Genomic DNA, 14,951 nt, shown 5'->3' on the forward strand with positions numbered 1-14,951 from the left:
TAACAGTACTACTATACACTAACAAATATAAAAAGTCAACTAATTCTCCGAATGGGGAACCAGGCTGTTTTGAACACTACCCGCACGAGAAAATTATTTTTCTGTAGTACTCTTCATACTGCGCGACGATTTTTTCAGAGCAAAAGCTTGATCGGGCCCGTTCTTTTGCATTTTCGCCAAGTTTTTTCACCAAAGTTTCATCATGGGAAAGTTCCAGAAGCTTTTGTGCAAAATCATCCACCTTCCCCACTCCAAATAAATATCCTGTTTCGCTGTCTTTCATAACTTCTCCAATTCCACCAGCATCTGTTGCAAGCACCGGCTTGCCATACGACATCGTCTCAAGAATCCCCATTCCAAAACTTTCAGTCTCTGACGTGTAGATACCAATATCAGCGGCATTAATATAATTTTCGATGTCGAGGACATTTCGTTTTATAATTATCTGGTCGCCTATGCCTAATTCCTCGACAAGAGATTGAAAGGAAGCAAAATCAGCTCCTGCAAGAATAAAGAGTTTAATTTTCTTATTTTCTTTGACTTTGCCGAGAATCGCCAAAAGATCAGGAATTCTTTTTACTTTTCGCAGATTAGAAAGATGAATTGCTAGGAAATCTGTACTGGCCACCCCGATCTCTTTCCTCACTTCCTCGGTGCTTTTTGTTATTTTCTTTGGAGTATAGAAATTATGAATAACCTCGATGTGTTTTTTGGTATCAAGATTTTTTATCGTATCTTTTTTCAAACTTTCTGAAACTGCCGTAACTCCGCACGAACTTTCAATAGAATACTTGATAACTGGCATCACTGTTTTGTCCAGCGCGAGAAGGGTAATGTCAGTGCCGTGAAGGGTCGTGATTATGTTTGGAAAAGGAATCTTTTCCTCGTCTGCAATATCTTTCGCCAGAAGTGCCGCAGTGGCATGTGGCACGGCATAATGCACGTGTAAAATATCGAGCTTGAATTCTTTACATACATCCACAATCCTCACTGCAAGTGGGAGCGTATAATCTGGGTATTTAAAAAGCTCGTGGCCGTTGAAATCAACTTTATGAAAAAAGATATTCGGTAATTTCCTATCGAGCGCGAAGGGCGGATCATAGCTTAAAAAATGAACTTCGTGTCCCCTCTTTGCGAGTTCGCTTCCAAGCCCAGTCGCCACAATCCCGCTCCCGCCGACGGATGGATAGCAGACGATTCCTATTTTAAGAGACTTTGAAGTCTCCTTCTTTGAAGTAGTAAAAAATCCCATTTTAATAATTTCTCGCGGAAGAACCCAGTTGAGACAGAGTATTGGTTCGAATCGCATCGTTCACCCAAAGTATTGTTGCATATTTGACATCAATCGAGGCGCCGTAGGCTTTTGCACGGCTTTCGATCATATTCATATAATTTTTTGTTTTCATCTGACTTTCATGGAGCGCGACAGCCTTCATCCATGTATCATACTGCGCCGAAACATCGATAATGATATCGGGTTTTTTCTCGAATCCATGGCTTGATGGATAAAAATAAAGGCTCTCGATAGTATGAGAAGGAAGTTTTTTTAATTCCTCTAATCCGCCGTAACGAGCAAGACGAGAAGCGGAGCGAGCCATTTGAGAAAGAGCATAATGATCTGGATGCTGATTCTCGAAATATGAGGTGGAGAGAACAATGTTTGGCTTGTATTCGCGGATGATCTTTGCAAGCTTAAACGCATTTTCGGGAGTGTTTTCCATATGCGAATCTCCCCCTAATGATATAAATTCAATCTCTGCACCGATGAGCTTCGCTGCCATTTCTGCTTCCCTCTGGCGACCCTCTGAAGTGCCGTTCGTCCCCGCTTCTCCAAGCGAGCAGACAACAATTTTAACTTGTGAACCCGATTCGATCTCTTTAATAAGAAGCCCCGCACAGCCAAATTCGACATCGTCTGGGTGCGCACCAAATGCAAGAATTTTTTTAGACATAGAATTTAATTGCGATCTTGATTAATAAGTTTACTACACTTCACCAATATAGGCATACTCGCTTTTTTCTATTTCCTGCCGATCTACAAAAGTAACTTCGGGAAAATCTGGCTTTTTAAGATACGCACCCTCGCCCGCTCCAGAAATGTAGTGCGTGCCACGAATTACCGATTGCATCCAAGCAAAACGCTCATCACGCCCTGGATTTTTCTGCCACTTCTCGATTTTCACAGGTGCAGGAATCGTAAAATATTTCCCTCCACCTTCATGAAGACGAAAGCTCCCTTCGTGCATTTCAGCGCGCACAATTTCTCCCTCGTATGGGATATCAGCGAAAAACTCTGATAACTCCGACGCTTCAGCACGAAAATCTTTGTCTGATGAGCGCATGACTTCAATTCCCTCGAGAAGTCCCATCCGTTTGTACATATCGAGACAAAAATCCGCAGCATTGTCTCCTATAGCATCCGCGAAAATATCTATCATTTTTTTACCGACAAAACGGGGCAATTTTCGTAAAATCTCCCCTTTCCATCCGACAGGAATCTTTTTGAGATACAGCGGAGAATATTTTTTCTGAATTTTGTTCTCCTGGGTAAAATTCAATCGTCCCTCTTCCCTTGTTTTCAAATCCTCAAGGATAGTGATTGTTTCTCGATAATCAGCGTCGCTGTCGTGATAGAAAAAGACAATTTTCCCGCCAATCTCCTTTTGCAATTTCCGAGCGGTCTGTGTCTTTGCATAGAGAAAACGCTTGGGGAAAATCCCACAGGGTTGCTGGCCAAAACAAATGACAGGGGTCGGCATATGTCGTTTTAATTTATTTCGAAGTCAAAATCGCCTTACCATTCGGAGTTTTCCAATCCGTAAATCTCCACCGGTTAGGAATGAATTTGAAAAATACAAACTTTGGATCTTTTGATTTCTCTTTTTTCTCTGGAAACTTTCCAAGATACACTGAATCGAAAATTTCCATCTCATCTTTTTTTAAAAGTTGTACGATACCATCGAACTGAAGTGTCTTCATGATCCTCTCGTCAGTACCAATGACAAAAGAAGCCCTCGTAACTTCTCTGCTGAAAAGAGGTTCGGCTTTTCGGTATTCACGATAGGTTTCAAAATAAAATACAAGCGGATTTTCAGTATGAGCAAAGTGCACTGTTGCAGCGTGGGGTGACCCATCAAGCATTTCTACTGCCAGCACACCTACCCGCTCTGTTTTTATATAGTTTAGAATTTCTGGGGGCATAGTTTGATTATATACTCTATTTTATTCCATAAGCCCATTTGATACACATATCTTCATCCTGAATTAAATTAAATCCTAAAGCATCTTTAGGCTCGACCCATCGAAAATCTTTATGCTCCTTTGGATTCAGGGCCAGTTTGGGCTCGTCTTTCAGAATCACGCGATAGGAGTGATATAAAAAATCATAGTCGCGGTATCTTACATAATAACTTCCCAAGGAAATATAGTTATCTTTTTTAGATAGTAAACCGATTTCTTCTTGCACTTCTCTCACGAGAGCTTCGAGAAAATTTTCGCCTTCGTCTACCTTGCCCGCCGGAACTCCCCAGGTATCGCCTTGAGGTTTGTGATCTTGCCGATGCAAAAGCAATATTCTCCCTTTATGTTCCACAAAAGCGCTGACAACATCGAACTTTTTATCGAAATCTTTGATTTCAGTTTGGGAGATCATAATCGCTATGATGTGATCCCTATTTAAACGTATTCTCGTCAGCAGAGGGGCCGTAGATAGAAGGTACGGGGATATTATTGAGACGCATATATACCGTAAGCTGTCCGCGATGATGAATCCAGTGATTGATCTGGCTACTCACGCTTTCCTTCTTTAAAGATTTCATAAGTTCTTTCCCACCCATTTTGAGGTAAAACATCTCTTCTAAAGCTTCATCGGTAGTATTTTTCAGAGCGTTCTCTGCCCACTCAACATTTTTATCAAAATATTTTACGAGTTCCGCATTTGTAGTAAGTTTATATTTTTCCCACGTTGCAAAATCTATTTCACCTTTTTCTATGGTTATCGCAATCCATCTAGGAACTTCAGCGACAATAACGGTCAGATATCCCATCGCCATGGATTTTTCATGAGGCTTATAGTTAAAGACACTTTCAGGAATTCTCTCGATACACTTACGGGAAGCGGCGATTTCTGTTTTTAATTCTCTAAGGAATTCTTGTGCGAATGTATTTGTGTTCATATTGCTATTATATCAAATTATTTTGGAGGGGTCAGGGAGTCTCGGTCGTTACACGACCAGTGACTTGTTTGGTACTGATCATTTCCAGAGAGAGGTCCCTATCGTCTATTTTTTCCGGCCAAAGCTGCGGGACTTGGAATCGAACCAAAATTTTCGCTTCCAGAGAGCGACGTCCTACCGTTAGACGATCCCGCAGCTTTACCCATAAAAAACAATGACGATTTCTTATTAAAGAACCGGATGAAAAGCAAAGCAGTTTGCTTTTCATTCCCACCATTAGACGAACCCGCAATTCAATTACAGAAACAGAACTAAGCCCATAATACTAAACCAGCTTATACGAAAAATGACGAAAAATCCACTTAAATAAAACGGCCACACAGTGAGACATAGTCTCACTGTGTGGCTCAATTTGACTACGCCGGAACGAGATGCCGCCTATGCAGCTTCGTCGACCGAACCGGCCGTTTGCGGCGCCCGCCCTGGAAGGAACACCCGCCTGCGCGGTGCCGATTCCCTCCCGATTTCACGGGACTCCTGCACAGGTCACAGATACCAGCGGCCATAACTTCCCTCCCTCACAGACTAGCCCCTAGATAGAGGCACGGATTTGTCTCCGGTTCGCCAGAGACGATGTACTATTACGACAAAATTTATAGCAAATTTTATTCGAAATGTCGAAGGATAAAAAAACTGGCCGGAGCCAGTTTTTCGTCTTTATTTTTTCACCTTGAGACATGCCGCAATAAACGCTGAGAACAGAGGATGCGGAGAGAGAGGTCGCGCGAGAAATTCCGGATGAAACTGCGTTCCAAGAAAGAATGGATGCACTGACTCTGGAAGCTCTGCGATTTCCATAAGTTTTCCTGATGGTGACATACCAGAAAATACCAAACCTTGTTCTTCGATTTGCGTTATGAATTCAGGATTTACTTCATAGCGATGTCGATGCCGCTCGCTTATTTTTGCTTTTCCATACGCTTTCATAGCAACAGTGCCTTTTTTCAAATGTGCCGGATAGGAACCCAAGCGCATCGAACCTCCATAATTCCCGTTTGCAAGAAGCACTTTCTGATCGGACATAATGTCGATAACGGGATATTTTGTTTTTGGATTAATTTCTGTGGTATTGGCATCTTTGAGCCCAACAACGTTTCGAGCAAACTCTACAACAGCAAGCTGCATTCCGTAGCAAAGTCCGAAGTATGGAATACCCTTCTCACGAGCGAAACGGATAGTTTCAATGACCCCTTCGATTCCAGAAGAACCGAAACCTCCAGGAACGATAATGCCATCGTATTCTCGTAATGCTTCAATTTTTAATTTTCCGGTTTCAAAATCTTTCGAGTTTATCCAGGTAAGGTCAGCTTTTGCATTCTGCCAATATGCGGAGAACTTTACTGCTTCGATGACAGAGATATACGCGTCGGAGAGAAAGAAGTCTCCTGTATCAAAATATTTTCCAACTACCGCAATCTTCAGAGTTGAGGTGCCATTTTTGGTCTTAGCAACGAATTTTTTCCAATCTTTGAGCACATCTCCCTTTTTAGGGGCGGTAAGGCCGAGATTTTTAAGAATAATCTCTCCGATTTTGTCTTTGTCAAAATTGACTGGAACATCGTACACACTATCAACATCGGGAGCGGAAATCACATTTTCTTCCGAAATACTGCACCAGATGGCAATCTTCTGCTTTCTTTTTTTATCAAGCGGAATGTGGCTTCGCGCGATGATCATATCCGGCTGAACTCCATAGGAATTAAGCTGATGCACAGCATTCTGAGTCGGACGCGTCTTCATCTCGCCGAGCTTTGAAGGGACAGGAAGATAACTCACAAGCACAAAGAAAACATCGTGAGGATTTCTGATCTTCAAAGTTCGCGCAGCTTCAATAAAGAGAATGTTCTGATAATCGCCGACCGTTCCCCCAATCTCAATAAGAGAGATGTCTGATTTATTTACTTTTGCCGCTCTGATAATCCGCTCTTTGATTTCATTCGTAATATGCGGAATCGCCTCAACAAATTTACCAGCATAGCCAAGCGAGCGCTCACGATCGATCACCGTCTTATACACCATTCCGCTTGTCATATAGTCTTCCGGCGTAAGATCCTTTTCCATAAAGCGCTCATAATTGCCCATATCCTGGTCAGTTTCAAGGCCCGAATTTAAAACGAAAACCTCACCATGCTCGGTGGGGTTCATAGTTCCCGCATCAACATTGAGATACGGATCGATCTTGATCGGATTGACATTGAAGCCCTTAGCTTCGAGGATTCGACCGATAGAAGATGTCGCGATGCCTTTCCCTACTCCGGACATAACCCCTCCTATCACAAATATATATTTGTGGTTTTGTTTTTTCATATAAATTCGGTTAAATTTTCAAATACTTTCTTGTCGCCAAAAAACTTGATACTGCACTGATGAAAATCCCTGACAACGTGATAATGAGGAAAATCTCCCCAAAATTCGCTTTATAGTAATCAAAAATATTGATGCCTGTAAAGAAATTCTCCGTTTTTGGCCCAAGCCAAAAAGTGATCGGATAAAAAAGAACTAGGGTAAACAGAGCGGAGATAAGTCCGTAGAAAATCCCTGTAACAACGAACGGCCCCCGGATATAGCGGTTGCTTGCTCCCACAAGCCTCATCACGGAAATTTCTTCGCGCGCGGTGTAAATTGCCAGGCGAATTGTATTGAATGTGATAAGCACCGATATAATAGCTAAAATAATCGTAAGAGTAAACCCAAGCTTCTGTCCTGCCTGGATAATGCGGGTAAGTCTATCGATAGCGATTTTATTTTGAAAATAATTAACTTTATCAATGATTGTATTACCATCGCTTGAAAGAGCGTTTTTCCCATTAAGGAACGTTGCAATGCCTTCATATTGAGACGGATCTTTTGCTTTAATATTCAAAACTGCGCCAAGTGGATTGTCTCCGAGCTCGTCGAGCGCCTGAAGAGTCAGCTGATCTGTCTGGTGTTTTTCTTTGAAATCGGCGAGGGCTTTATCCCGCGAAATATAATCGACGTGGGCAACTTCCGGCAATGCTTCAAGTGTTTTCTTGAGAGAGAGAATGTCGTCTTCGCTCGCCGTTGTCACGAAATAAACGTTGATATCGACTTTATTTTGAATTTGGGTGAGGGTTGAAGAAAGCGTTGCGGAAGCAAAGATAAGAGAGCCGATGACAAAAAGAGTGACGATAAGAACGAGCACAGATGCGAGTGAAACGAAACCATTCCTCCAGAAACTGGTGAACCCTGCTCGAAACACTCTTTTTATTTTTGTCCAAAGCATAATTGATTTTTATTTATAAAATATACTTGCCGTCTTTATCGTCGCGGACGATCTTCCCCATATCCATTGTGATAACTCGGCCGCCAACCGAATCCACCACTCCTCTATTGTGAGTTGTAAGGATGACGGTCGTGCCAAGCTCATGAATCTTCTTTAAAATTTGGACAATATCAAGCGTATTTATGGGATCAAGGTTCCCTGTCGGTTCATCGGCAATCAAAATATCCGGCTGATTGACGATCGCTCGAGCGATTGCTACACGCTGTTTTTCTCCGCCAGAAAGCTCCCGTGGGAAATTCAATACTTTGTCCCCAAGCCCCACCAGTTCAAGCACGTGCGGGACATCAGCCGCGATTTCCTCGTCAGTCCTCCCTGAAGCTTCCATGGCAAAAGCGATATTTTCGTAGGCTGTTTTGTCGGGAAGAAGCCGGAAATCCTGAAACACTGTGCCGATGCGGCGGCGTAGCTGACTTACCTCTTTTCTCTTGAGTCTTTCGATATCCACGGATTCAAGAAATACTTTGCCGGAAGTCGGACGTTCCTCGGCAAATATCATTTTAAGGAGAGTCGTCTTGCCAGCGCCGGAATGTCCAACGATGGATACGAATTCTTTTGGCAACACCTTAAAGCTCACGTCAGAGAGAGCCACGGAGTTATCGCCATACACTTTAGATACGTTTTCGAAATAGATCATTAGGAAAAATACTGGATGAACTCACAAAGAGACACTTCTACAGTATAACACCCTCCATTAAAAAATCACCTCTCTTTACGAGAGATCTAGAGACCTTTCTCGGCTTCAATAAAAAGATCGAGATCCCCAGCAAGAACTTTATCAGCATTTGAAGTTTCCGCTTCCGTTCTGTGGTCTTTCACCATCTTGTAAGGATGAAGCACATACGAGCGGATCTGGCTTCCCCACTCGATATCAGTCGAGGAACTTATCGCCATCCCTTTTTCTTTTTTCTTTCTGTCGTCTTCCTGCTTTTTATAAATTTTTGCTTTTATCATCGCGATTGCCTTCTCGCGATTTTGCGCCTGCGAGCGCTCGCTCGTCACATGGACAGAAAATCCTGTTGGGGTATGCACCGCTCGCACTGCCGTCTCGCGTTTATTTACATTTTGCCCGCCAGGACCGCCGGCTTTTGCAGTTTCGATTTTAATATCTTGGGGAGGAATTTCAATTTCATCCATCTTTTCAAATTTCGGTAAAACTTCTACGAGTGAAAAAGAAGTCTGTCGTATGCCTTTTGCGCCAAAGGGAGAAATGCGCACGAGACGATGCACCCCCGATTCATTTTTAAGCGTACCATAGACCTCCTTCCCCAAAATTTCAAAAGAGATGTTTCGATATCCGCCATGATCGTTTTCGTTTTGAGAAAGAATCACCATTCCCCAACCCTTTTTATCTGCGTATTTGGTGTACATCTGAAAGAGCATTCCAGAAAAATCTTCTGCATCATCCCCGCCGGCGCCGGAAAAAATAGTTACGATAGCGTCGCCTTTATCGAATTTCCCGACTCCTGTAAGTTCTTCTTTCAGAGTCTGAATCTCTTTGATAACAGCTTGCGCCCGATTTTTGTCAGCCCAAAAATCGGGCGCTGACATGCTTGCCTCGAGTTCTTTAATTTTTGATTCTTTATCTTCACGCGTAACCATAAGCAAGAGTATAGCGTAAAATCAGGACAAAAAAAATTGCCGCCGGGACGTACCCAGACGCGGCTGACCATGATCACTATGGTCTTCCCTCTTTCGAGAAAAACGTACAGCTCGCGCTATACCTCGAAAACAGAGATTACTCCTGAGGGCTCAATCGGGCGCTACTACCGGGTTGTACTAACCCGCCCCGAAAGGCGACAGAACTTGTGGACGATCAATGCTGAACCGTCACTTTCTGCATCAGATTTTAATCTAGCATCTAAATTCTCCTGTGGCAATTTGGGAGCCATCCCCGAGGATCGAACTCGGGACCCCCACTTTACGAAAGTGGTGCTCTACCAACTGAGCTAGGATGGCAATATAGAGCCGATGTCCGGGATTGAACCGGAGACCTCGTCATTACCAATGACGTGCTCTACCAACTGAGCTACATCGGCTTATAAAAAACTCTGGGGTCAAAAGTATTTTTCTAAAATCTTTCGGCCTTCTTCTTGACACTCTACCAACTGGTCACAGATTTTTCTACTGAAAAATTCCGCGAATCCTACAGATTCTGTACACCTTTCGCCTTCTGATTACAGAACGCTCAAGGTCTTGCAGAAGCTTCGCTTCTTCACCCGACTCGCCCCGTCGGGCTCCGTCTGTAAAGTTGGGTCCCACCCCAACTTTACCTACATCGGCTTATGAATTCATACAAAGAACTACGTAAGAATAGTCTATTTATGGGAGATTTTCAATCAAAAGGAAAACCGCCTTCGGGCGGTTTTCCTTTTGAGATTGATTCGAAAGCTCTGCGAACCTACTCTTCCGCACCTGAAGGAATAACTCTGCAATTGGTCGTCAGTGTTTGTGTAACCCTATCTCCATTTCGCACAGGATTCGGCGATTCTATTCCATTCCAAGACGTACAGGTCAATGAATAGACTTGGGTTGTTTGAATTCCTCCGCTTAAGTTAGATGCGTGCGCGCCAGTAAATGTCGCAATAACAGATCCATCTGCTTGTACCGCTCCTGTAGTATCAACAGCAAATGACTCGTTCGGACTCGCGAATCCGGCTCCGGTTATAGAACAGGTCGGCCTGTAATTACTACCAACACTTACTTCAAGGTTGCACTGATTCCCTTTTGAGATAAGAGCTGGATTTGCTCTGAAAGTCATATTTTGAATCACCGCGGGAGCTGGTCTCGGCACGCAGACGTTGTCTACAAGAATATGATCATCGAAATTACACGCTGGGGGTACCGGAGTTGGAGTCGGACAAGTTGCATCGCCGTGGATACCATCACATTCTACCTCCGGCGTTGGAGTTACTCCCACAGGAGTCGGCGTCGCCTCGCTATATCGGCAAGGCCTTGGTTCTCCAGTATTGTCAGCATTTACATCAGTACAAAGTGAATTGTAGGAACAATCCCCCTCTTCACCGTTATTGATCGCTTCAGGATCAGTACAAATATTTTGCCCAGGAACAGTGAAAGAGATATGGAAATCAGTAATCCCTACACGCTGACCCAAATTCACTTTATTTGTGACCCTTCCTACAACTTCATAAGTTCCTGGTTCAGTCGGCATAACAAAAGGTCCGAAAGAGAAGGTTGATTCGCTTACAAGAAATGTATGGCCTCCCGCTCTTTTGGTTTTAACTCTTGATGCCGCAGGCAAAGGATTTCCAGGCACACTCAAAAGCTCTGCTGTAATGTCTCCCGGGGAATTCCCACAAGCGGGACTAAAAACATTAAGCACAACATTGTACGTACCGTCTGTGTTGACTGCTATTGATCCATAAACTGATGGGGCAATAGTATGAGCAGTCTCCTTCCCATTTTTCTGATTTACATTCACCTGATTATCAACATCAACGGCCGGCACCCCGCGCCCCGCTTCCACATTTGCGACGATATCTTCCCATGCAGGCTTCTTGCCATTTGCAACCTGTTTATTTAGCGCAGCAAATACTTTTTTACCGTCCACTTTGAGAAAAGCGGCGATAATCGGCTTTGCAGCTAGTCTTGCCGCTTTTTTTGCTGCAGCAGCGTCCTTTCTCGCTTGCGCGGCCGCTTCCCTTTCCGCAGCATTAAGTGCCGCTATGCTAGAAGAACCATTTGAAGCTTTATTTGCCGCTCTGAGTGAAGGCGACCCGCCGTAAAATACTAATCCTAAAACTCCTACCGCGAAAATAAGCACCAGCGCGGTCGGTTGCACTTTTTTCTTAAACACAGCGATGACAACTAAGATTCCTATAAGAATAATAGCTACCACAACCGCAATAGGAACAATTGGCAACTTATTTCCCTCGTTGATAAGAGCATTTGCCTTTTCTTCATCGTAGTTGCTTGAAAGAGGCTGATTATACGAAGAGAGTACTGCACCATTATAGGAAAGGGACGATTCAACTCGAAGCGCTTTTGCATCTGCCAGTGCGTCGATCTGCACAGCTTGCGCTATTGAATCGCTTAAATCAACAGTCATAGCGTTATTTTTCCCGACCAGTTCATCTTTTTCATTGAAAACAGAAATACTAAGCATCGCCGTACCAGTAGCAATACTCTCTCCTGTCTCTATGTCATAGGGCGCCCCAGTGATGTTTGCGATGAGAGAAATAATATCTCCGGATTTTACGGAAGAACTTTTTGTAGTGATGGACTGGATACTTCCAATATCGCCAGCAACAATATAACGGAATTGAATTGAAGGAGCTCGGGCAACGCCATTTGCATCAAGAAAAGAAACACTTCCTGCATACACTCCTCCGGCGTAATCGAAGACGGGTAATAACATTGTCGAGGTTTTCCCGGTCTTTGCGGGCAAATCAAGAGAAGCGCCGGTTTGGGTAGTGACTTGTTTCCCGAGCATTGATTGGGCAAAAATCGAAATTTTCGGAGTGACGGAAATCGCCGCCGTACCCGTATTAGATAACGCGACAACGAGTGAAGCTGACTGACCCCTTTTCACCACCGGACCTTCTTGCACACCGAATTGTCTCTGGCCAATCGCAACATACGCATCAGTAACTTTAGCAAAAGCGCTTCCCCCCGTAACAGTTATGGGAGCGTCTTGCCAACCCATAGGAACACCGCTTTTTAAGAAATTCCTGATTTGAATTCCCAAATTCGTTCCGCCTACCGCCTCGGGAAGTTTGTACGAAAAAGGAACGCTTCTCACCTCTTGAGCTTTAAGCGAGATCGGCCCGAATGTTTTTGTATCATAACTATCTCCCGGAATACCGTCCTCATAATTCCCCACAAGCGAAATCGTGTAGAAGATGTTGGGAACATCTATAGGACTTTGGTTTACAACGGTAAACGTGCCGACGACCGTGTCCCCACTCTGAAAGGTCTCCGAGAGAAGGTTGATCTCCGCAACATTCACCTGTGGATTATCGAGATAATCTGCCGCCTGAACAGAAGAAGCGGTTTGGATTAGCATCGATGCAGAAACTAAAAGAGAGAGAAGAAATAAATAGGATAGTTTTTTCATTATTTTGTATGAGCTCTTTAAAAACGCCGACGAGACGTTCTTTTTTCTCTTTTATTATACCGTGATACCACATGAGAACAAAGGAAACCTGTGGAAAGAAAAAGCTCGTCAGTGCTTCATTTAAAGCCCAAATTATGCTACGCTCTCCAATATTCTCCAATGAAACACTCAGAGAATGTATGTCGGTGTAGTTAAAATGCGAATACATGGAGCATTTTAAAGGCGGAGGCACATAGGTGCCGAGCCGGGGTCGCGAAATTTTTCAGCAGAAAAATATTTGTGACCAATGGTAGAACGAGAAATACAAGTCGGTGTAGTTCAATGGTAGAACGAGGGACTCATAAGCCCTAGACAGTGGTCCGATTCCACTCATCGACACCTTTTTGCGAAAGAGCGGCAAATCTGCTACATTTATAGTCCACCAATGCGGCTGTAGTTCAACGGTAGAACGCTCCCCTGTCACGGGAGAGGTCGTGGGGTCAGCACCCATCAGCCGCGCAAGAAAAAGTCCCGAAAGGGACTTTTTGCTTGCGGGCTGAGGAAGTGACCAAGGTCACTTCCTCATGGGTGCTGACGCCTCATTGAGCATTTTTTCGTAGAAAAAATCCAATGAGGGTACTGCGGCTGTAAGCCGAAGCGCCCAAGTGGATGCTGAAACCGATTGAGCATTTTTTCGTAGGAAAAATCCAATCGGGATACTGTTCCCGTAGGGAAAAGCGCCCCTCAGCAAATTTATTCCCAAACGAATCCCTTCTACTAAAATAAATTGACAAAGTACAAAAACTACTGTAATTTTCGAATACCGTAGCATTGTGCTGCGATGTGTTCTCATAAAGAATCGGTCTCAGAAAAAGAAAGGCAGGACGCCATGGGATCTTCAAAGGACCCGCAGGATGAAGTTTCTGTACCAGCGAAAGTGGTTACCTTCGCGAAAGAGAATGTTGCTGTTTGTTGCAACTTTCCTGTCCAGCAAAGGGTTCCGCCACCAACCCGCATCGAATGTTGGTCATCAACTGTCCAGATTGATACTCTGATCTGGGCTTTCTTGCGCACCGTCGACCCCGAAACAACAGGCAAGCCTGCACGAATAGCACTCCTGTTGCGTGGATACGGCACAGAAGTTGGGACCGTCGTGGCAGACTTGACCCACATCCTCTTCTGCCAATGCGACGTCCCGCGTCTGGATTTCGTACATCCGCCAGAAATGGCGAAGATAAACGGATGCTCTAACTTCTGGGGTCCGTTCATTCTTGCCCTCGCCAAGGTCAAGGATGACACGAAACTTTTCGGCACCGAGGACAAAGAAGGAGAGAAGTTCATTGATGTGGTCCGGGAGTCTGGCGTCGATCTCGGAGTACGATTCGCCTCGGGACCCTGCAAGCGGTGTAAATCGCTTTCGGGTGATTCTCGAGGGAAAAGAGAATTGCCCTCTGGCTGCGGAGTGGATGACAAAACCTGGGTCTGCCCGTTTTGTGGCCAGCACTGGTGGCAATTTAATGATCACCACCAGATGTGGAAGGCAACAACACTGGAGGAAGTGTTGGTGGTTCGCCGGCAAGAACCAGCCGTTATGTGGCAACCGCAACGAGGAAACCCGAAACCCTTCACTATCTCTGATGTGAAGGGTTTCGAAGACGGCGAGGAGGTAGAGCAACTCTTGCCGATAGAATCACGCCTTCGACCTGGTCATCTGTTCTGTTGTGATCGCGGTGATGGTTTCGGCGAAATCATCTCCATGGGCTGTATGGCACCCGTGCCAAATCGTTGGGCCCAGAAATTCACGGTTAGACGCTATCCACCGCCATTGTAAATAAGCACATTCACAGAAAATACTATACACAGACAAAGCCCTCGCACGTTCGTCAGTGCGAGGGGTTTTTATTTTAAAATTCAAATCGCCGTTTCTGTTATAATGAATCAATGAAAAAAATACATGCAGAGATAGCACTGAGCGCGCTGTTTGTCGTTTTGGGTACTCTTTTTGCTTACACCCGTTTAGTCGGATTCAACATTTTTTGGAACTCTCAAGTCGTTTGGAGTATTGTGCTTGCGATCGGCTGGGTGATCGTAGCTATCGGATACTACAATCAAGGCTGGATTGTGCATAAGGCAAAAAGTGCTGACCATGTCTCTGTTGTCCTACCTATCGCGGTTTTTATCGTTCAATGCGTCCTTTTCGTGAAAGGTATTTATTACCACGACTGGTCACTCATTGCCGGCGCAGTTATGGTAAATTCAGGAGTTGTCTTTAGTTTGTATCAAATTTTGAAAGTGAGGTGAGGGAAAACATATGGAAAGTGCAACTGACCCTGTAAGGGTCGGAAATTCGGTCACGAGT

Annotated in this window: 13 protein-coding genes and 5 tRNA genes; 4 read left to right on the plus strand and 14 right to left on the minus strand. The window is 44.3% G+C overall.

What is annotated here, in order from left to right:
• Nucleotides 1-76: 76 nt before the first annotated feature.
• The 14 genes from bshA to PHS53_02965 form a co-directional block, all read right to left on the minus strand.
• Complete coding sequence (gene bshA, locus PHS53_02900; GenBank protein ID MDD5357073.1) at nucleotides 77-1,309, minus strand: N-acetyl-alpha-D-glucosaminyl L-malate synthase BshA; 1,233 nt, start codon at nucleotides 1,307-1,309, stop codon at nucleotides 77-79.
• Nucleotides 1,254-1,952 (minus strand): PIG-L family deacetylase, encoded by a 699-nt coding sequence (locus tag PHS53_02905; protein ID MDD5357074.1) that lies wholly within the window; start codon nucleotides 1,950-1,952, stop codon nucleotides 1,254-1,256. The genes bshA and PHS53_02905 overlap by 56 nt, the downstream gene beginning before the upstream one ends.
• 33 nt (nucleotides 1,953-1,985) lie before the next feature.
• Complete coding sequence (locus PHS53_02910; GenBank protein ID MDD5357075.1) at nucleotides 1,986-2,759, minus strand: hypothetical protein; 774 nt, start codon at nucleotides 2,757-2,759, stop codon at nucleotides 1,986-1,988.
• 13 nt (nucleotides 2,760-2,772) lie between these two features.
• Nucleotides 2,773-3,201, minus strand: a complete 429-nt coding sequence (locus tag PHS53_02915) for a pyridoxamine 5'-phosphate oxidase family protein (GenBank protein MDD5357076.1) — start codon at nucleotides 3,199-3,201, stop codon at nucleotides 2,773-2,775.
• A gap of 16 nt (nucleotides 3,202-3,217) precedes the next feature.
• The gene (locus PHS53_02920) at nucleotides 3,218-3,652 is read right to left on the minus strand and encodes an NUDIX hydrolase (GenBank protein ID MDD5357077.1); all 435 of its coding nucleotides are present in this window, start codon (nucleotides 3,650-3,652) and stop codon (nucleotides 3,218-3,220) included.
• 19 nt (nucleotides 3,653-3,671) lie between these two features.
• Nucleotides 3,672-4,175 (minus strand): DinB family protein, encoded by a 504-nt coding sequence (locus tag PHS53_02925; GenBank protein MDD5357078.1) that lies wholly within the window; start codon nucleotides 4,173-4,175, stop codon nucleotides 3,672-3,674.
• Nucleotides 4,176-4,299: 124 nt separating this feature from the next.
• Nucleotides 4,300-4,370, minus strand: a tRNA-Gln gene (locus PHS53_02930).
• A gap of 522 nt (nucleotides 4,371-4,892) precedes the next feature.
• Complete coding sequence (locus PHS53_02935; protein MDD5357079.1) at nucleotides 4,893-6,542, minus strand: CTP synthase; 1,650 nt, start codon at nucleotides 6,540-6,542, stop codon at nucleotides 4,893-4,895.
• A 10-nt stretch (nucleotides 6,543-6,552) separates the two neighbouring features.
• Complete coding sequence (locus PHS53_02940; protein MDD5357080.1) at nucleotides 6,553-7,479, minus strand: permease-like cell division protein FtsX; 927 nt, start codon at nucleotides 7,477-7,479, stop codon at nucleotides 6,553-6,555.
• Nucleotides 7,480-7,492: 13 nt separating this feature from the next.
• A complete protein-coding gene (gene ftsE, locus PHS53_02945) occupies nucleotides 7,493-8,173 on the minus strand; it encodes a cell division ATP-binding protein FtsE (GenBank protein MDD5357081.1) in 681 nt (226 codons plus the stop codon).
• A gap of 86 nt (nucleotides 8,174-8,259) precedes the next feature.
• On the minus strand, nucleotides 8,260-9,138 hold the full coding sequence (locus PHS53_02950) for a PCRF domain-containing protein (GenBank protein MDD5357082.1): 879 nt from the start codon (nucleotides 9,136-9,138) through the stop codon (nucleotides 8,260-8,262).
• A gap of 284 nt (nucleotides 9,139-9,422) precedes the next feature.
• Nucleotides 9,423-9,495: transfer RNA gene (locus PHS53_02955), tRNA-Thr, on the minus strand.
• 7 nt (nucleotides 9,496-9,502) lie between these two features.
• Nucleotides 9,503-9,575, minus strand: a tRNA-Thr gene (locus tag PHS53_02960).
• Nucleotides 9,576-9,937: 362 nt separating this feature from the next.
• Entirely contained in the window at nucleotides 9,938-12,613 is a 2,676-nt protein-coding gene (locus PHS53_02965; GenBank protein ID MDD5357083.1) for a hypothetical protein, read from the minus strand.
• A 307-nt stretch (nucleotides 12,614-12,920) separates the two neighbouring features.
• On the opposite strand from PHS53_02965, the gene PHS53_02970 reads away from it, so the two are divergent.
• From PHS53_02970 to PHS53_02985, 4 genes are all read left to right on the plus strand, one after another.
• A tRNA-Met gene (locus PHS53_02970) sits at nucleotides 12,921-12,991 on the plus strand.
• Between the two features lie 48 nt (nucleotides 12,992-13,039).
• Nucleotides 13,040-13,111: transfer RNA gene (locus tag PHS53_02975), tRNA-Asp, on the plus strand.
• Between the two features lie 322 nt (nucleotides 13,112-13,433).
• Entirely contained in the window at nucleotides 13,434-14,423 is a 990-nt protein-coding gene (locus PHS53_02980) for a hypothetical protein (protein ID MDD5357084.1), read from the plus strand.
• Nucleotides 14,424-14,533: 110 nt separating this feature from the next.
• Nucleotides 14,534-14,893, plus strand: coding sequence for a hypothetical protein (locus tag PHS53_02985; GenBank protein MDD5357085.1), 360 nt, complete (start codon nucleotides 14,534-14,536; stop codon nucleotides 14,891-14,893).
• Nucleotides 14,894-14,951: the final 58 nt, after the last annotated feature.

It is taken from the genome of Candidatus Paceibacterota bacterium, assembly GCA_028714635.1.
Taxonomy (GTDB): Bacteria; Patescibacteriota; Minisyncoccia; order Phycocordibacterales; family JAQTLZ01; genus JAQTLZ01.